The 16,567-nt window shown below is 72.8% G+C and carries 17 protein-coding genes; 7 read left to right on the forward strand and 10 right to left on the reverse strand.

Annotated elements, in window-relative coordinates:
* Positions 1-11 precede the first annotated feature (11 nt).
* Together D0D28_RS06845 and D0D28_RS06850 are read right to left on the reverse strand one after the other, a co-directional pair.
* A complete protein-coding gene (locus D0D28_RS06845; RefSeq protein ID WP_116110103.1) occupies positions 12-392 on the reverse strand; it encodes a hypothetical protein in 381 nt (126 codons plus the stop codon).
* A gap of 22 nt (positions 393-414) precedes the next feature.
* Positions 415-1,548 carry an acyl-CoA dehydrogenase family protein gene (locus D0D28_RS06850; protein ID WP_116110104.1) on the reverse strand — a complete coding sequence of 378 codons (1,134 nt, stop codon included), beginning with the start codon at positions 1,546-1,548 and terminating at the stop codon, positions 415-417.
* Between the two features lie 134 nt (positions 1,549-1,682).
* Between D0D28_RS06850 and D0D28_RS06855 the strand changes: the two genes are divergently transcribed.
* The 4 genes from D0D28_RS06855 to D0D28_RS06870 all read left to right on the forward strand — a co-directional run bounded on the left by D0D28_RS06855 (position 1,683) and on the right by D0D28_RS06870 (position 5,268).
* Positions 1,683-3,179, forward strand: a complete 1,497-nt coding sequence (locus tag D0D28_RS06855) for an ATP-binding protein (protein ID WP_116110105.1) — start codon at positions 1,683-1,685, stop codon at positions 3,177-3,179.
* Positions 3,180-3,273: 94 nt separating this feature from the next.
* Positions 3,274-3,780, forward strand: a complete 507-nt coding sequence (locus tag D0D28_RS06860) for a flavin reductase (protein ID WP_094005401.1) — start codon at positions 3,274-3,276, stop codon at positions 3,778-3,780.
* 10 nt (positions 3,781-3,790) lie between these two features.
* Positions 3,791-4,048 (forward strand): hypothetical protein, encoded by a 258-nt coding sequence (locus D0D28_RS06865; protein ID WP_094005400.1) that lies wholly within the window; start codon positions 3,791-3,793, stop codon positions 4,046-4,048.
* The gene (locus D0D28_RS06870) at positions 4,045-5,268 is read left to right on the forward strand and encodes an amidase family protein (RefSeq protein ID WP_116110106.1); all 1,224 of its coding nucleotides are present in this window, start codon (positions 4,045-4,047) and stop codon (positions 5,266-5,268) included. The genes D0D28_RS06865 and D0D28_RS06870 overlap by 4 nt, the downstream gene beginning before the upstream one ends.
* Before the next feature lie 68 nt (positions 5,269-5,336).
* Here the strand turns inward: D0D28_RS06870 and D0D28_RS06875 are convergent, their stop codons facing one another.
* Complete coding sequence (locus D0D28_RS06875) at positions 5,337-5,951, reverse strand: response regulator transcription factor (protein WP_116110107.1); 615 nt, start codon at positions 5,949-5,951, stop codon at positions 5,337-5,339.
* Complete coding sequence (locus D0D28_RS06880; protein ID WP_094005397.1) at positions 5,948-6,502, reverse strand: nuclear transport factor 2 family protein; 555 nt, start codon at positions 6,500-6,502, stop codon at positions 5,948-5,950. Before D0D28_RS06880 ends, D0D28_RS06875 begins: the two co-directional genes overlap by 4 nt.
* 175 nt (positions 6,503-6,677) lie before the next feature.
* On the opposite strand from D0D28_RS06880, the gene D0D28_RS06885 reads away from it, so the two are divergent.
* Positions 6,678-8,018 carry an MFS transporter gene (locus D0D28_RS06885; protein ID WP_116110108.1) on the forward strand — a complete coding sequence of 447 codons (1,341 nt, stop codon included), beginning with the start codon at positions 6,678-6,680 and terminating at the stop codon, positions 8,016-8,018.
* A gap of 44 nt (positions 8,019-8,062) precedes the next feature.
* On the opposite strand, the gene D0D28_RS36055 is transcribed toward D0D28_RS06885, so the two are convergent.
* From D0D28_RS36055 to D0D28_RS06910, 6 genes are all read right to left on the reverse strand, one after another.
* Positions 8,063-8,242, reverse strand: a complete 180-nt coding sequence (locus tag D0D28_RS36055) for a hypothetical protein (protein ID WP_205413198.1) — start codon at positions 8,240-8,242, stop codon at positions 8,063-8,065.
* Positions 8,239-8,391, reverse strand: coding sequence for a hypothetical protein (locus D0D28_RS36060; RefSeq protein ID WP_198958216.1), 153 nt, complete (start codon positions 8,389-8,391; stop codon positions 8,239-8,241). Before D0D28_RS36060 ends, D0D28_RS36055 begins: the two co-directional genes overlap by 4 nt.
* A 415-nt stretch (positions 8,392-8,806) precedes the next feature.
* Entirely contained in the window at positions 8,807-9,754 is a 948-nt protein-coding gene (locus tag D0D28_RS06895) for a 3-hydroxyacyl-CoA dehydrogenase NAD-binding domain-containing protein (RefSeq protein WP_116110109.1), read from the reverse strand.
* Entirely contained in the window at positions 9,751-10,839 is a 1,089-nt protein-coding gene (locus D0D28_RS06900) for an NAD/NADP octopine/nopaline dehydrogenase family protein (RefSeq protein ID WP_116110110.1), read from the reverse strand. Before D0D28_RS06900 ends, D0D28_RS06895 begins: the two co-directional genes overlap by 4 nt.
* A complete protein-coding gene (locus tag D0D28_RS06905) occupies positions 10,840-12,219 on the reverse strand; it encodes a spinster family MFS transporter (protein WP_116110111.1) in 1,380 nt (459 codons plus the stop codon).
* Between the two features lie 100 nt (positions 12,220-12,319).
* On the reverse strand, positions 12,320-12,907 hold the full coding sequence (locus tag D0D28_RS06910; RefSeq protein WP_094005393.1) for a TetR/AcrR family transcriptional regulator: 588 nt from the start codon (positions 12,905-12,907) through the stop codon (positions 12,320-12,322).
* An 83-nt stretch (positions 12,908-12,990) separates the two neighbouring features.
* Here D0D28_RS06910 and D0D28_RS06915 point away from each other — a divergent pair, with 83 nt between their 5' ends.
* Complete coding sequence (locus D0D28_RS06915; RefSeq protein WP_116110112.1) at positions 12,991-14,868, forward strand: primary-amine oxidase; 1,878 nt, start codon at positions 12,991-12,993, stop codon at positions 14,866-14,868.
* Between the two features lie 14 nt (positions 14,869-14,882).
* A complete protein-coding gene (locus D0D28_RS06920; RefSeq protein WP_116110113.1) occupies positions 14,883-16,475 on the forward strand; it encodes an amidohydrolase in 1,593 nt (530 codons plus the stop codon).
* Positions 16,476-16,567 lie beyond the last annotated feature (92 nt).

Genomic DNA, 16,567 nt, shown 5'->3' on the forward strand with positions numbered 1-16,567 from the left:
GTGTCCTCTCCTCAGCCGGGCAGCTCGACGTCGTCGCGCACGGTGAGCGCGCGGCCGATGCGGGCTTCGACTTTGGCGAAGCGCCACAGCTTCGCGCCGCCGTCGCCCACCGGGGTGGTGCGGAACAGGTTGCAGGCGGCCTTGACGGTCTCGGCGGTGTCCACATCGGCCAGGATGTAGGCGGTCCACGGCCATCCGTCGGAGGGTCCGACCATGTGCGAGTCGTCGTCGATGTCGCCGATGAAGTCCACGCCGGGCAACGCCTTGATGCCGTCCATCATGGACACGAACGCCTGCCACACGTGGCCCGGAGTGATGCCGCCGGCAGGCAGGTCGAAGAAGTTCTGGTTGATGCCGATGCAGAACAGCACGCGCAGCGGGGGTGCGCTCATCTCGGTCCTCCTCGTCGGGGGGTCAGCGGAAACCGGGGCTGGTGGGCGCCAGTCCCATCAGGACGGCGCCGGCGGAGTCGAAGATGGCCGGGCCGAGGAAGGCGTGCTGCTTGGGCACGAGCGCGTCACCGGCCAGGTCGCGCAACGGGTGGGCGGTGTAGATCGGGGCGGTGCCGGAGATCTCCACGAGCCGGTCCACCACCTGCGAGGACACCCGCGCCAGGTGCGCCGAGGCCAGCCGCAGCCGGGCGTTGTGCTCGTCGGTGGCGGTGTCGCCGCGCAGCACGTGCTGCCACACCTGGTCGCTGAGGTCGTAGAACCAGGCGCGGGCCGAGCTCAGCTCCGCCTCGGCGCGGGCGACCTCGGTGCGGTAGTAGGCCCGGTCGGCGAGTTTCGGGGCGCCGGTGACGCCGGTGTAGCCGCCGCCGGCCTGCCGGGCGTGGTCCAGCGCCGCACGGGCCACGCCCGCGCCGACCACGGCGAGGACCTGGGAGGCGTAGGCGATCGTCGGGTAGTGGTAGAGCGGCTCGTCCACGGTCGGCGCGCCGCCGCGGATGAACGTCCATTCGCGCGGCACTTCGACCCCGCGCACGACGATGTCGAACGAGCCGGTGGCCCGCATGCCCACCACGTCCCAGTCCTGGACGATCTCGGCCTGGTCCGGCCGCAGCACGGCGGTGCGGGGCTTGCCGCCGGAGTCGTCGTCACCGGGCAGGCCGACCCCGATGACGTCGGCGCCCATGCAGCCGCTGGCGAACTTCCAGTGCCCGTCGACCAGGTAGCCGCGTTCGGTGGCCGCGGCGCGCTGCATCGGGAACAACGCGCCCGCGAACGCCACGTCCGGGCCGTCGCGGTACAGCTCGGCCTGGGTTTCCAGCGGCAGCGCGGCCAGGTAGATCTGGGCGGAGCCGAAGCTGGCGACCCAGCCGGCCGAGCCGTCCACCACCGAAATCCGTTCGACGGCTTGGCAGAACTCGGCAGGCGGCAGCGGCTGCCCGCCGAACTTGCTCGGCGTCGCCGCGCGGTAGATGCCGATGCGCTTGAGCCGGTCGATGAAGTCCTTCGGCACGTAGCGCTGCTCGCGGAACTCCTGCCGCCGCCGGTCGTGTTCGGCGAGGACGTCGCCGAACCCGACGCCCTCCGGGGTGTGCACCATCGCGCCTCCTCCTCGTCGCAGGTTGCCTCCCGACGGTAGGCAGCCGGGGACACCGCGCGGAATTGGTGGTTCTCCGGCCCCGGGTAGGGGATTCCTTCAGCGCGACGCCGGCGCGCCCGGCCTACGCTGGCGGGATGCAGGTGGATCCCCGCGCGCCCGAACTGGTCACCCAGGACTTCGTGGCGATGCTCAACGCCAGCCGCATGTGCGTGCTCGTGCACGACGCCGCGACGAAGAACATCCTGTGGGCCAACCCCGCCGCGTGCGAGATGCTCGAGTGGAGCGTGGCCGAGCTGCGGCCGCTCAAGGCGCACCACATGAGCAGCACGGCCCGCCAGTACGACCGCGTGATCGGCCGGGCGTGGCTGCAGGAGGCGGTCGAGAAGGGCACCAACAGCATCGAGTGGCACTACCGGTCGCGCACCGGCCGGGTGATCCCGACCGAGGCGATCGCGATCCGCGTGGAACTCGCGCAGGGCACCGCGGTCATGGTGCAGTTCCGCGACATCGAGCGCGAGCAGGAGGTCGAGCAGGAGCTGCGGCGCACCGCGTCCTACATGGACGCGCTGGCGCACCGCACCTCGACGATCGCGCTGATGCTGGACCGCGCCGGGGTGCTCCGGTTCGCCACCGACACGGCACTGGAGGTGATCGGCGCGGACAGCGGGCAGCCGCTCGGCCCGCTGGAGCGCTACGGCACGCTGCGGCTCGCCGGGCGCCCGGTGTCCTGGCCGGAGGTCCTGGACCGGGCCGATCCGGTGACCACGGTGCAGCTCGCGGTCACCGCCGCGGAGGAGCCGGTGTGGCTGGAGGGCAGCCTGGAACGGCTCCAGGAGACCGGCGGGGACGCGTTGCTGATGATCCTGCACGACGTGTCCGGGCGCGTGCGGGCCGATCTGCGCCGGGAACGCGAGCTGCAGCAGGAGAACTACCTGGCCCGCTACCACGCGATGGGCGACATGGCGATGGCGATCGCGCACGAGCTGGGCCAGCCGCTCGCGGCGGCGGGCAACTTCCTGGGTGGCGCCGCCCGCCACGCCGCCTCGCTGGCGGCCGCCGGCGAGGCCGCGGCCAAGCACGTGACCTTCGGCATCGACAGCGCGGTCCGGCAGATCGACCGGGCGAGCGCCATCGTCGCCGCCCTGCGCGCGTTCGTCGGGCACCTGGAACACGTGCGGCAGGTGGCCGACCTCGGCGACATCGTCGCCGAGTGCCTGTACTTCGTGCGGCTGCGCGCCGACGCGGCGGGGGTGGCGGTGGTGGTGCGCGAGCACCCGGGCCCGGTGCCGGTGCGGTGCGAACGGGTGCTGACCGGGCAGGTGGTGCTCAACTTCTGCTTCAACGCCATCGACGAGGTCGCGGCCTGTGATCCGGAGCGCCGCGAGATCGTGCTGACCACGCGCGCCGAGGGCGGCGAGGGCGTGCTGACGGTCGAGGACCGGGGACGTGGCCTGCCGCGCGACCCGTTCGCCGAGTCGTTCACCTCCAAGGAGCACGGCAGCGGGATCGGCCTGGCGCTGTCGCACCGGATCATCACGCGCCAGCACGGCCGCATCTGGGCCGAGCCGCGTGACGGTGGCGGGTCCCGGTTCGGGTTCGCGCTGCCCCTCGCGGAACTCCACGGTGAGTAAGGGAAACCCTTACCGGGGCGGGAAGAAGTCGCAATTCCCGCCCGCCCCGGCGCGCGCGTACGGTCGAGCTGTCCGGCGATCGTTTGGAGGAATCGTGCCCGAGCTGACCCGGCGGCAGACCGAGTTCCGCGCCGCGATGGCCACCCTCTCGGCGGCGGTCACCGTCATCACCACCGACGGCCCCCGCGGCCGCGCCGGCCTGACCGTGAGCGCGGCCTGTTCGGTGACGGACTCGCCGCCCACCGTGCTGGTCTGCGTCAACCGCACCGCCCGTTCGCACGACGTGCTGCTCGGCAACGGCCGGCTGGCGGTGAACGTGCTCGGCGCCGGCCAGGAGGACCTGGCGCTGCACTTCGCCGGCGCCACCGGGGTGCCCACCGCCGAGCGGTTCACCGACGGGCGGTGGGATCTGGACACGCACGGGGTCCCGGTGCTCGCCGGGGCGTGCGCGTCGGTGATCGGCACCATCGTGGGCGAGCAGGCGTCGGGGTCGCACTCAGTGCTGTTCGTCGAGGTCGACACCGTGCTGACCGGGGACGATCCGGCGGCGCTGGTGTACTTCCGGCGCCGGTTCCACAGCCTCGGCACCACGGCCGCCTAGGAGAGCGCGCATGGAACGGATGACGTTGACCTGCTACACCGACACGCACGGCTACGGCTGGCGGCACGTGGACCTGTTCGTCCACGACGCGCAGGGCCGCGAGCTGAGCTGGGTGCACTGGCAGGTGCCCGAGGACGGCCCGGAGGCGGCCGACGCCGTCACCGCGAAGGTCGAGCCGACGCTGCGGCGGATCTCGGAGTGGCGGCACGGGGTGAGCGAGAGCGGCATGGACTTCTGGGTCGCCGAGGCCGCCTGGGAGGACGCGTGAACCCGCTGCGCGCGCCGTGGTCGCTGCGTGAACTCGTGACCGGCCCGGTGGACGGGGCGCTGCGGCGGTCGCGGGAACGCATCGCGGAAACCGAGCCGAGGCTGCGGGCCTGGGTGGAGTTCGCGGAGGCGCCGGAGCCCGTCGTGTCCGGTCCGCTCGGCGGGGTGCCGCTCGGGGTGAAGGACATCATCGACGTCGCCGGCCTGCCCACGCGGTGCGGTTCCCCGCTGCGCGCCGGCGCCCCGCCGGCCCGGGCGGACGCGGCGATCGTCACCGCGTGGCGGCGGGCGGGGGCGGTGCCGGTCGGCAAGACCGTCACCACCGAGTTCGCGTTCTTCTCCCCCGGCCCGACGGACAACCCGAGCGCGCCGGGCCACACGCCGGGCGGGTCGTCCAGCGGGTCCGCGGCCGCGGTCGCCTCGGGTCAGGTGCCGCTGGCGCTGGGGTCGCAGACCGCGGGGTCGGTGATCCGGCCCGCCGCGTTCTGCGGGGTCGCGGCGCTGGTGCTCAGCCACGGCCGGTTCCCGGTCGACGGGGTGACCGGGCTGAGCCCGAGCCTGGACAGCCACGGCTTCTACACGGCCGGGGTGGCGGATCTCGCGCTGGCGTTCTCGGCGCTGACGGGCGAGCCGGACGCCGCGGCGGCGCCGCCGGTTCCGCCGCGGCTGCTGCTGTGGACCGGCACGGCCGGCCCCGCGATGCGGGAGGCGCTCACCGCCGCGCGTGATCGCCTGGTCGCGGCCGGGGCGGTGGTCGAGGCGTTCCCGGAGGAGCGGCTGATCGCGGAGGTGACGGCCGCGCACCCGGTGGTGATGGCCTACGAGGCGGCCCGGGAGCGGGCGGCCGAGCTGGCGCGGGCGCCGGAGTTGAGCGCACCCCTGGCGAACCTGCTGCGGACGGGCGCCCGCACCCCGGAGGCGGAGTACCGGCGGGCGCAGGAGGTCGTGCGATCAGCCGCCGGGACGGTGGCGAAGCTGCTGAGGTCCTGCGACGCGATCCTGGGCCCCGCCGCACCGGGCCCCGCACCGGCCGGCCTGGCCGCGACGGGTGACCCGGTGCTCAGCCGCCCGTGGCAGGCACTGGGCGCCCCGCAGCTGGCGGTGCCCGGCCTGTCCACGGCGGACGGCTTGCCGCTGGGGCTGCAGCTGATCGGCCGAGCACGCGAGGAAACGGCACTGCTGGCGACGGGCTGCTGGGTGGAACGCACCCTGGCGGGGTGAGGCTCACCCGGGCGGCTTGCGCGGCCGACCACCCGTCGCCCGGGTGCAACGCGCCGCTCGGATGCGTTCTACACCGTCACCCGGTGTGTGAGGATGTCGTGCACCAGGGCGCCCAGGCTCTCCGCGCCGGTCTTCGCCTTGATGCGGGCCCGGTGCACGTCGATCGTCTTCACGCTCGTGCCCAGGCGGTTGGCCGCCATCTGGCTGGACACCCCTTCCACCACCAGCCGCAGGACCTCGCGTTCCCGCTGGGTCAGCTGCCTCAGGCGCTGCTGCACGGCCCGGCGCGCGGCGTCGCGGGCGAAGCGGCGGCACGCGTGCTGCTGCTGGCGCTGCACCACCTCCAGGATCCGCTGCGGTTCGTAGGGTTTCTCCAGGAAGTCCACCGCGCCGCGGGTGAGCGCGCGCACCGACATCGGGATGTCGCCGTGCGCCGAGCAGAATACGACCGGCGCCGGGTAGCCGCGCGCGGTCAGCTCCTCCTGCAGCTGGAACCCGCTCATGCCGGGCATCCGCACGTCGACGATCACCACCGCCGGCTCGTCCGGGTCGAACTCGGCCAGGAACGCCGGCGCGTCCGGGTAGGTCAGCGCCTGGATCCCCACGCTCTCCAGCAGGAACGCCAGCGACTGCCGCAGCCCCTCGTCGTCGTCGACGATGTGCACCACCGCTTCGCCCGTCATGGCTTCAGCAGCACCGACGCCGACGGGTGGTCGCTGGCGAAGCGGTCCGGCAGCGGCGCCACGAACACGTTCTCGGTGCGGGTGCGGGTGATCCGCCAGACCCCGCCGTCCCGGCGGAAGGCGTTGTTGAGCCGGCTGGACCGCAGCAGCGCCGACCCGTCGGAGAACAGCCACGGCTGCATGTGGATCCACTGCCCGTCGGCGGTGTCGCCGTGCACGTGGATCTGCTCCGACGTCAGGTAGTGCGCGTTGAGCACCAGCGCCGGGTCCCGCTTTTCGCCCCAGAACCGCGCGAAGTGCTCCCGGATGGCCTGCTTGCCCTCGGCCCGCCCGAACTGGCCGTCGTAGTACTCGCCGACGCCCTCCCACACCGCGTCCTCGGTGTAGAGCTGGAGGATCAGCTCGATGCGCTCCGCGTCGCCGGTGACCCCGTACTCGGGCAGCGGCGTGTCGCACAGGAACAGGTAACGAGCTTGTAGCCGGCGGATGTCGGCTTCGGCCTCGAGAACGTCGACCCGCCGGGCGAGTGCTTCGAGAGCGGTGTCGGTCAACGAGATTCTCCTTCTCCGAGCGGGAGGCACGATGCCGCACACCATCTGTCACCGGCGCGAACCTTGTCAAGCGTGCTACGGGTTTTCCCTACGCGGCTGCGGGATTTGCGACTGGGAGGCACGGCCGGCGTTTTCCTACCGTAGCGGGAACTCCCACGGACGATGAGGACGGTCCATGACCACACAGGATCCCGCCCGGCCCAGCCTGCCGCGCATCGGCGTGGCCGCCGCGGTCGGCACCTCGCTCGAGCTGTACGACTTCCAGATCTACGGAACCGCGGCCGCCCTGGTGTTCGGCCAGGTGTTCTTCGCGACCGGGGACGCGTGGTTCGGCACGTTCATGAGCCTGGCGACGTTCGCGATCGGCTTCGTGGCCGCCCCGCTCGGCGGCGCCGTTTTCGGCTGGCTCGGGGACCGGCGCGGCCGCAAGACGGCGTTGTTCGGCGCGTTCGTCCTGATGGGCCTGGCGACGCTGGGCATGGGGGTGCTGCCCACCTACGCGGCCGTCGGGGTCGCCGCGCCGGTCATGCTGGTGCTGCTGCGGTTGTGCCACGGCCTGGCGCGCGGCGGCGAGAACTCCAGCGCCGCGGTGCTGGCGATCGAACACGCGCCGCAGCGCCGCCGCGGCCTGTACGGGTCCTTCGTGGCGATCGGCTCGCCCGTCGGCACGATCCTGGCCAACCTGGCTTTCACCCTGGTGCTGCTGCTGCCCGACGACGCGATCCTGAGCTGGGGCTGGCGGATCCCGTTCCTCGCCGGCGGCCTGGTGCTCGTGGTCGGGCTGTGGATCCGCAAGGGCGTCGCCGAGAGCCCGGTGTTCCGGCAGATGGCCGAGCAGGAGGGCGCCCGCGCGAAGGCGCCGCTGCTGGCGGTGGTCAAGTCGAACTGGCGGCGGCTCGGCCTGATCGCGGGCGTCAACATCGGGCTCACCGCCAGCACGTTCGCGCTGGCCACGTTCATGTTGTCCTACGCGACGGCGCGCGCCCCGGAGGGCCTCGGGCTGCCCCGCCAGCCGATCGTCAACGGCTCGATGATCGCCCTGGTCTGCCACGCGTTGTGCAACGTGGGCGCGGCGTGGCTGTCCGACCGGGTCGGCCGCAAGCCGGTGATGCTGGCCGGTGCCGTGCTGTCGCTGGCATCCGCGCTGGTGATGTTCCCGCTCAGCTCGGCGGGCACGGTCGCCGCCGTCAACACCGCGGTGATCCTCGGGTTCTGCGCCACCGGTGTCCTCTTCGGACCGATGTACACGTTCTTCTCCGAGCTGTTCCCGCGGGAGCAGCGCCAGTCCGGGGTGGGCGTGGGGTACCACATCGGAGCCGTGCTGGGCGGCGGCATCTCGCCGATGATCGCCAACCGGGTCGTCGCCGGCACCGGGGAGGCGGTGAACGTCGGTTTCTACCTGGCCGCGCTGCTGGTGCTGTCGCTGGTGTGCCTGCTCTGCCTGCCGGAGACCGGGCCGGCCCGCGCGCTCCGGGCGAACCGCCGGGCCGCGGCGGTCCCGGAGGCGAGCCGGTGAGGATCAGCCGGCGTCCGGCCGCGGGCGGGTGAGCGGCGCCAGGGCTACGCCCCGGGAGGCCGGTATCCCACCTGGGTGGCCCGGCTCATCGCCTCCATTGTCTCGTCGACGGTCAGGAGGACCGTCGTGTCCAGCGAACTGATCGCCCCGCCGCTGCTCAGCGCCAGCGCGACCTCGGCCATGGACACGTTGTCCGGAGCCTCCCACAGGGTGAAGCCCGTCATGCGTGCCGAAGGCGTACCAGAAACCCGTGGAGCGTCCCGCCGACGGACTCGATGTAGGACCGGGTGGCCGTCCGGCGATCCTCGGGGTGGCGGACCAGCCGGGCCCACGTCTCCGGCGTGTAGCTGAACTTGGACAGGTAGAGCGGCATCGGTCGTCCCCTTTCCCACGGTGACCGAAGGGAGTCGCCAGGGGTGGCGAATCATTACGCGCCTGGCCGTCGCGGGCGCCGGACCGGTACCCGGGGTCAAGCGAGGCCGAACCGGTCGAGCTGCAGATCCACGCCGAGGTGGCGATCGGCGACTCGGTGCCCGATCGCGCCACCGCGCGAGGCGCCGTGGTGGTCACCGAGGTAGCGCCGTTCTTCGGCGGTGAGGACCCTGCGCGACCCGTGGGGCAATTTCTGGTGGCTGTACTCCCCCGCCCGGGGCGCGGAGGCAGTGCCGTCGCGGGAGGACCTCCGTGTTCGACTCCCTCGGCGCGCCTGCGCAACCTCGCCGGCTGATCGCGGCGCATCCCGGATCCGCAGGACGGGGCCCGTCGCGCTCGCGACGAGCCCCGTCCGCTCAGTCCCGCGTCGGTACCTCGGTGCCGTGCCGCAACTCCGGCTCGCGCAGGCGGAACAGCTCGGCGAACTCCCGCATCCGCGCCGCCCGGTACTCCGCCACCCGGCCGGGGTCGAAGGCGTAGAACCCGGTCCCGTCCCGCAGGCCGCGGCGGCCGGCCGTCATGTTCTGCTCGATCACGTCCGGGTGCCGGAACCGGTCACCGAGCCGGTCGGTCAGGTAGCGGGAGGCGTAGTAGAGGATGTCGCCGCCGCCCCAGTCGATGAACTCCAGCGGCCCCAGCACCGAGAACCGCGGGCCGAGCCCGGCCCGCACGGCCAGGTCGATGTCGGCGGGGCTCGCCACGCCCTCCTCGACCATGCGGGCCGCTTCGTTCATCACCAGCGCCTGCAGCCGCGGCACGATGTAGCCCGCCGCGGGCCCGCACACCACCGGGATCTTGCCGAGGCGCTCCAGCAGGCCGGTCAGCCGGGCGACCGCCGCCGGGTCGGTGTCGTCGCTGCGGCTGACCTCGACCAGCGGCATCACGTCGGCGGGGTTGAGCCAGTGCGCGTTGACCGCCCGCTCCGGCCGCCCGACCAGCGCGGCGATCTCGGTGACCAGGAACGTCGACGTGGTCGAGGCGATCACCGCGTCCCCCGCGACCTGCGCGCAGGCCCAGGCGAGCGCGTCCCGCTTGATCTCCAGGACCTCCGGCACCGCCTCGAACACCACCGCCGCGCCGGACAGCGTGCCGGGCTCCCGCCCGCACACGGTCAACCGGGCCAGCGCGTCCTCGCCGAGCTTCCCGGCCAGGCGCGCGCGGACCCGGCCGGCGTAGGCGTTCCGTTCGTCTCCGGTGCGGTCCTTGACGTCGGCCAGCACCACGGGAAAACCGGCCGCGAGGCAGGTGAGCGCGATGCCCTCCCCCATGCGGCCGGCCCCGACCACGGCGATGTCGTCGCTCACGAGGTGAAACCCTCCCGCAGCAGGCGGGCCAGCTCCGGCCGGGACAGCCCGGCCAGCCCGAGGCTCTCCAGGGTGCGGCCCTCGGCGTAGAGGTCGCGCCCGGTGACGGCGGAGGCGAGGCTCAGCAGACCGGCCGCGACCGGCGTCGGCACCCCCGCCCAGCGGCCCACCGACACCAGCAGCGACAGGCCCAGCCGGGTGTCCTCCAGCATGTAGCGGTGGGTGAGCAGGTCGATCTTCTCCCGCCAGTCGCCGCTGTCGGTCAGCTTCTCGTGCGCGGCCCGGCCGTACATCCACTCGTCGCCGTCGGTGGCGTAGTGGTCGGCCAGCGGGAAGTGCGGCGCGCCGTAGCCCAGCGCCTCGCGCAGCGCGATCCGCTCGGCGTCCAGGGCGTCGGTGACCCGCCGGATCGCGGGCTGGGTGCCCTCGTTGTGGATGTCCCAGGCGTCGAAGTGCTCCAGCGGCCCGGCGTTCATCAGGATCAGCGGCGGGTGGATCACCGGCCCGGCGTTCATCAGGGCCCCGCTCAGCCCGTCCTCGCTCTCCTCCACGCTCGGGTAGGCCGCGCGCAGCACGTCGAACGCCTTGCCGGCCAGCCGGGCCGGGAACACGCCGGTGGGCAGCCGGGTCGCGTAGCCGCTGATCACCACCTCGGTGTCGCCGTGGCGGCGGGCCAGGTAGGGCAGCGTGCCGGTCTCGGCGAACGCGACGTCGGCGGGGTTGCCCGCGTCGGCCAGCGCCTTGCCGAACAGGACCGACCCGAGCGTGCCCGGCGGCAGGAACACCACCTGCCCGTCGGTGAGCAGCGGGGCGAGCCGGGCGGCCAGGTCGGGGTGGGTGGTCGACGGCAGCGGGACGACGATCAGCTCGGCCTCGCGCACCGCCTCGGCGTGGGCGGTGACCAGCTGTCCCACCCGCACGTGCCGGGTGCCGCGGTGGTCGCGCACGGTGATCGCACCGGCGTCGCGCAGGGCCTGGTGCGCGGCGGTGTCGCGTCGCCACCACCGCACGTCGTGCCCGTGCTCGGTCAGTTCGGCCGCCGCGGCCCAGCACCCGTGGCCACCGCCCAGCACTGCGATCCTCATCTAGCTGACTCCTTCCGGTTGCGCGGCGCGTTCCCCGGTCTCCCGCTCGGCCGCGAGGCTGTGCCGGAAGTGCCGGCACCCGCGCCACAGCAGCAGCACGGTCGCCACGGAGGCGAGACCGTAGACAATGGACAGTGAGGAGCCGACCATCTTCGGGTCGCCGAAGACCCGGTCGGTGACCAGCGCGACGAGGGTGGTGCCCAGCGCGAGCGCGATCAGGTTCGAGCTCAGCAGGAAGATCGCCGACACCTGGGCGCGCATCTGGTTGGGGCTGAGCACCTGCATGGCGGCGGTGGAGGCCGGCATCGGGAAGGACGCGAAGAACATCGCCACGGCCAGCAGCACCAGCGACAGCCACAGCTGCCCGGCCTGGGTGAACGCGACGACCGGGACGATCATGCCCAGCGCGCCGATCACCCCCGCCCGCATCCCGGCGTCGGTGTGGCCGCGCCGGGCGAGCCGGTCGACCAGCCCGCCGCCGAAGAGCACGCCGCTGCCGTTGGCGACCAGCACCACCACGCCGAGCAGGTAGCCGGCCTGCGTGGAGGTCAGCGAAAAGGTGCGGATGTAGAACGCCGGGGTCCACGCCATCATCCCGAGCAGCACCAGCGCGTAGAGCGAGAACCCCAGGTAGTGCGCGGTGAACGTGCGGCGGTGGGCCCACAGGAACGCGAACACGTGACGCAGCGCGACCTTGCGCACGCCGCCGTCGGCGTCGCGCTGCAGCCCGCGGCGCCGCGGGTCGCGCACCGTGAGGAACACCAGCAGCGCCAGGACGACCCCGGGCAGCCCGACGATCAGGAACGTCAGCTGCCACGCCCGCACCTCGCCGATCAGCGGCAGCGCGACGGTGTCGACCGACTTGAGCAGGTTGATGACGTAACCGCCGATGATGAACGCGGCGGCGCCGCCGATGAACGAGCCCAGCGAATAGATCCCGTACGCGCGCCCGAGTTTGCTCTTCGGGAACATGTCGCTGAACATGGAATACGCGGCGGGCGACAGCGCGGCCTCGCCCACGCCGACGCCGATCCGGGCGAGGAACAGGTGCACGAATCCCTTCGCCAGCCCGGAGGCGGCGGTGGCCAGGCTCCAGAACGCGACCCCGATCGAGATGATCAGCGGGCGGGAGCGCTTGTCGGCGAGAATCGCGATGGGCAGGCCCATCACCGAGTACAGCAGGGAGAACGCCAGCCCGTTGAGCAGGCTGAACTGGGTGTCGGACAGGTGCAGATCGCGCTTGATCGGCTCGATCATCAGCGACAGGATCTGCCGGTCGACGAACGAGAACACGTAGGCGACCATGCACACCGCCACCACGTACCACTGGTAACGATACGATTTCCGCGCTTCGGGCAACAGGTCTTCGTCCAACGGCACGAACGCCTCCCGTGATTTTCGCCAGCGTTGCTGAAAAACGCTAATCACGGGCGGTTCCGGGCGACATTGGGTGTTTCCCTTCGCCCGCTGAAGGATTCCCCTACGCCAGCCCGTCCAGGAACGCGTCGATCATCCGCCGTTGCAGCTCCGGCGTGGTCGTGCCCGGGCTGAGCAGCGCCAGGGCCTGCACCCCGTTGAGCATGGCGAGCAGCTGCTCGACGATCACCTCGTCCGGGACGGCGGTGCGGACCTCGCCCGCGGCGCGGGCGTCGCGGAGGAACCCGCCGATCCGCGCCCGCCACGCGGTCATCGCCGCGTCGTAGACCGCCTCCAGCTCGGCGTCGGCGAGGGCGCGCTGCCAGAACGGCAGGACGACCCGGGCCTCCAGCCGCGTGACGTCCTCGACCGGCATGACCTCGTGGCAGAACACGCGCAGGGCCGCCAGTCCCGTCGCCTCGCCGAGGCGGTCCCGCACGCGGGCGTCGGTGTTGTCGACCACGCGGGTGAACGCGGTGCGGATGAGCGCGTTCTTGCCCGGGAAGTAGTGCTTCAGCGCGCCGTTGGCCATGCCCATCTCCCCGGCGATGGCCCGCATGGTGGCCGCGTCGATGCCCCGTTCGGCGATCACGCGCCACGCGGCGCCGGCGATCTCCGCGCGCCGCCGGTCGTGGTCCACCTGCTTCGGCATGCCTTCACGGTAACGGCCCCTTGCGCTCGCGGCGACGATGCCTCACCCTTTCGTCTACACGTGGAGAAAAAAGGAGTCCGACGATGCCTCCGGCCCACCCGCTCGCGCCGCTGACCGCCGACGAGATCACCACCGCCCGCCGAATCCTCACCAGCGCCGGCCTCTTCCCCGGCACCGCCCGGGTCGCCTACCTGGGGCTCGAAGAGCCCGCCAAGGACGCGGTCCGCCCCGATCGCGTGGTGCGCGTCCTGCTGCACGACGTCACCGGTGGCCGGGACGTGCTGGTGTCGCTCACCGCGGAGTCCGTGCTCGCGCAGCGCACGCTCGACCCCGCCGTGGACGGGCAGCTGCCCGTGCTGGACGAGGAGTTCGCCCTGGTCGAGGAGGTGCTCGCCAAGGACGAGCGGTGGCTGGCCGCGCTGGCCGCCCGCGACCTGGACGTGGCGAAGGTGCGGGTGGCGCCGCTGTCGGCCGGGGTGTTCGGCTACCCGGAGGAGACCGGGCGGCGCATCCTGCGCGGCCTGGCCTTCGTCCAGGAGCACCCGCGGGACCACGCGTGGGCCCACCCCGTCGACGGGCTCGTCGGCTACGTGGACGTCACGGCCCGGGAGGTCACCCGGGTGATCGACCTGGGGCCGGTCCCGGTTCCCGCCGAGCCGGGCAACTTCGACGACCCCGCGGTCACCGGTCCGCTCCGCACCTCGCAGAAACCGCTGGAGATCACCCAGCCCGAGGGCCCCAGCTTCACCCTCGACGGGAACCTGCTGAGGTGGGAGAACTGGTCGCTGCGCATCGGCTTCGACGCGCGTGAGGGGCTGGTCCTGCACGGGATCGCCTTCCGCGACGGCGGCCGCGACCGGCCGATCGTGCACCGGGCCTCGATCTCGGAGATGGTCGTGCCCTACGCCGACCCCTCCCCCATCCGCTCGTGGCAGAACTACTTCGACACCGGTGAATACCTCGTCGGCCGCTACGCCAACGCGCTCGAGCTCGGCTGCGACTGCCTGGGCGAGATCACCTACCTGGACGCGATGATCGCCGACGAGTTCGGCCACCCCCGCGTGCTGCCCAACGCGATCTGCCTGCACGAGGAGGACTACGGGATCCTCTGGAAGCACACCGACCTGTGGGCCGGCTCGTCGGAGACCCGCCGCCAGCGCCGCATGGTGATCTCCTTCTTCACCACCATCGGCAACTACGACTACGGCTTCTACTGGTACCTCTACCTCGACGGCACCATCGAGTGCGAGGTCAAGGCCACCGGCGTGGTGTTCACCTCGGCCTACCCCGGCAAGGGCTACCCCTACGCCGCCGAACTCGCCCCCGGCCTGGGCGCCCCCTACCACCAGCACCTGTTCAGCGCGCGCCTGGACATGGCCGTGGACGGGCCGGCGAACCTGGTCGAAGAGGTCGAGGTCGAGCGGGTGCCGATCGGGCCGGACAACCCGCGCGGCAACGCCTTCACCCACCGCCGGACCCCGCTGCGGCGCGAGTCCGAGGCGCAGCGGCTCGCCGGCCCCTTCCGCGGCCGCGTCTGGCACATCACCAACCCCGGCTCCCGCAACCGGCTCGGCGATCCGGTCGCCTACGCGCTGATCCCCGAGGGCAATCCCGAGCTGCTCGCCGACGAGGAGTCCTCGATCCACCGCCGCGCCACCTTCGCCACCAAGCACCTGTGGGTCACCCGCTACGACCCCGCGCAGCGCTACGCCGCCGGTGATTTCGTCAACCAGCACCCCGGCGGCGCCGGGCTGCCCGCCTACGTGGCGGACGACCGGGACATCGACGGGCAGGACCTCGTCGTGTGGCACACCTTCGGGCTCACCCACTTCCCGCGCCCGGAGGACTGGCCGATCATGCCGGTCGACTACACCGGGTTCAAGCTCAGGCCGGTCGGGTTCTTCGACCGCAACCCCGCCCTCGACGTGCCGCGGGCCGCCGGATCACACTGCTGCGACTGAGTGGAGAAACCCCGATGTCCGTTCAGATCCACCGCAACGCCCGGATCCGCACGCTCGACCCGGCGCGGCCGCGAGCCGCGGTCCTCGTCGTCACCGACGGGGTGATCACCGCCGTCGGCGGCGAGGAGCTGCTGTCGTCGTACGACGGCGAGGTCGTCGACCACGGCGGCGCGTTCCTGATGCCCGCGCTCGCCGACGTCCACAACCACCACCTGACCGCCGGGCGGGCCGACCTGTTCGAGCTGAAGTTCGACGGCACCGAGGACCTGCCCGGGCTGCTGGCCGCCATCCGGGCCTGGTCGGCGGACCTGCCGCCGGACGGCTGGGTGGTCGGCGGCGGGTGGGGCAGCACGTTGATCCCGGAGCTGTCCACGCCGGAAGCGCTGGCCGCGCTCGACGACGCGGCCGGCGGGCGGCCGGTGCTGCTGCGCGACGACAGCTGCCACAACCGCTGGGTGTCCTCGGCCGCGCTGGCGCTCGCCGGGATCTCCCCCGGCTCCGGGCTGCTCATCGAGTCCGCGCTGATCCCGGTCGAGCGGGCATATGCGGCCTCGGCGCCGTCCACTGTGGAACAGGATGCCCAGGCGTGCCTGCGGGGGATCGAGATCCTGCACTCGTTCGGCGTCACCGCCTTCCAGGACGCCGCCGCGTCGCTGCCGATGCTGCGGGCGCTCAAGCACCTGGACGACACCGGGCGGCTGGACGCGTGGGTGGTGACGTCGCTGCAGGTCAACGACAAGATCTTCGGCACGCACCCGCTCGGGCAGGACCTCATCGACGTGCGGGAGGACTACCGCGGGCGCCACCACCGCCCGGACTTCGTCAAGATCTTCCTGGACGGGGTGCCGACGTCGAAGACCGCCGCGTTCCTGCGGCCGTACCTGCCCGACGACGTGCACGGCCCGTCCTGGCGCGGCGAGACCACGATGACCGCGGAGGAACTGACCGGCTGGCTGCTGCGCGTGGCCGGGCAGGGCCTGTCGGCGAAGATCCACTGCACCGGGGACGCCTCGGTGCGGATGACGCTGGACGCGGTGGCCGCGGTGCGGGCCGAAGGGTTCGGCGCGGCGAAGTTCCACATCGCGCACGGCCAGTACGTCGCCGAGGAGGACGTGCCGCGGATGGCCGGACTCGGGGTGATCGCGGACCTGTCGCCCGCGCTGTGGTTCCCGGGGGTCATCTTCGAGGCGATCTGCGCGTGCGTGCCGCGGGAGCGGGCGGAGCGGCTGCACCCGAACCGCGACCTGGTCGACGCGGGCGTGCTGGTGGCCGGGGGTTCGGACTGGCCGGTGGTGCCCTCGCCGGACCCGTGGCCGGGGATCCAGGGGCTGGTGACGCGGGCCGATCCCACGGGCGTCCACCCCGGCCGGTTGTGGCCGGAGCAGGCCCTGACCCTCGAGGAGGCCCTGCAGGCCTACACGCTGGGCGCGGCCCGCGCGATGGGCGTGGACGACGTGACCGGCTCGCTGGAGCCGGGCAAGTCCGCCGACTTCGTGGTGCTCGACCGCGACCCGTTCGCCGTCCCGGCGGACCGGCTGGCGGGCACGCGGGCGGAGCAGACGTGGTTCGCCGGCCGGAAGGTGTACGAGCGCGCGGCCGGCGGGTAGCGGGGCGCCGGCGGGTCCGGCCGGTTCGCCGTGGCCGGCGGGCGGGTTCCGCGGCCAGACGATCCCCCCGCAAGCCCCTCGCGGCGCCGCCC

Source organism: Amycolatopsis ruanii (genome assembly GCF_003385175.1).
Classification (GTDB): Bacteria; Actinomycetota; Actinomycetes; order Mycobacteriales; family Pseudonocardiaceae; genus Amycolatopsis_E; species Amycolatopsis_E thermalba.

Excerpts from the sequence above, each read along its gene's own strand:
- D0D28_RS06845 (WP_116110103.1), bottom strand. The coding sequence starts at position 392 with ATGAGCGCACCCCCGCTGCGCGTGCTGTTCTGCATCGGCATCAACCAG.
- D0D28_RS06850 (WP_116110104.1), bottom strand. The coding sequence starts at position 1,548 with ATGGTGCACACCCCGGAGGGCGTCGGGTTCGGCGACGTCCTCGCCGAA.
- D0D28_RS06855 (WP_116110105.1), top strand. The coding sequence starts at position 1,683 with ATGCAGGTGGATCCCCGCGCGCCCGAACTGGTCACCCAGGACTTCGTG.
- D0D28_RS06865 (WP_094005400.1), top strand. The coding sequence starts at position 3,791 with ATGGAACGGATGACGTTGACCTGCTACACCGACACGCACGGCTACGGC.
- D0D28_RS06875 (WP_116110107.1), bottom strand. The coding sequence starts at position 5,951 with ATGACGGGCGAAGCGGTGGTGCACATCGTCGACGACGACGAGGGGCTG.
- D0D28_RS06885 (WP_116110108.1), top strand. The coding sequence starts at position 6,678 with ATGACCACACAGGATCCCGCCCGGCCCAGCCTGCCGCGCATCGGCGTG.
- D0D28_RS36055 (WP_205413198.1), bottom strand. The coding sequence starts at position 8,242 with ATGACGGGCTTCACCCTGTGGGAGGCTCCGGACAACGTGTCCATGGCC.
- D0D28_RS36060 (WP_198958216.1), bottom strand. The coding sequence starts at position 8,391 with ATGCCGCTCTACCTGTCCAAGTTCAGCTACACGCCGGAGACGTGGGCC.
- D0D28_RS06900 (WP_116110110.1), bottom strand. The coding sequence starts at position 10,839 with ATGAGGATCGCAGTGCTGGGCGGTGGCCACGGGTGCTGGGCCGCGGCG.
- D0D28_RS06910 (WP_094005393.1), bottom strand. The coding sequence starts at position 12,907 with ATGCCGAAGCAGGTGGACCACGACCGGCGGCGCGCGGAGATCGCCGGC.
- D0D28_RS06915 (WP_116110112.1), top strand. The coding sequence starts at position 12,991 with ATGCCTCCGGCCCACCCGCTCGCGCCGCTGACCGCCGACGAGATCACC.
- D0D28_RS06920 (WP_116110113.1), top strand. The coding sequence starts at position 14,883 with ATGTCCGTTCAGATCCACCGCAACGCCCGGATCCGCACGCTCGACCCG.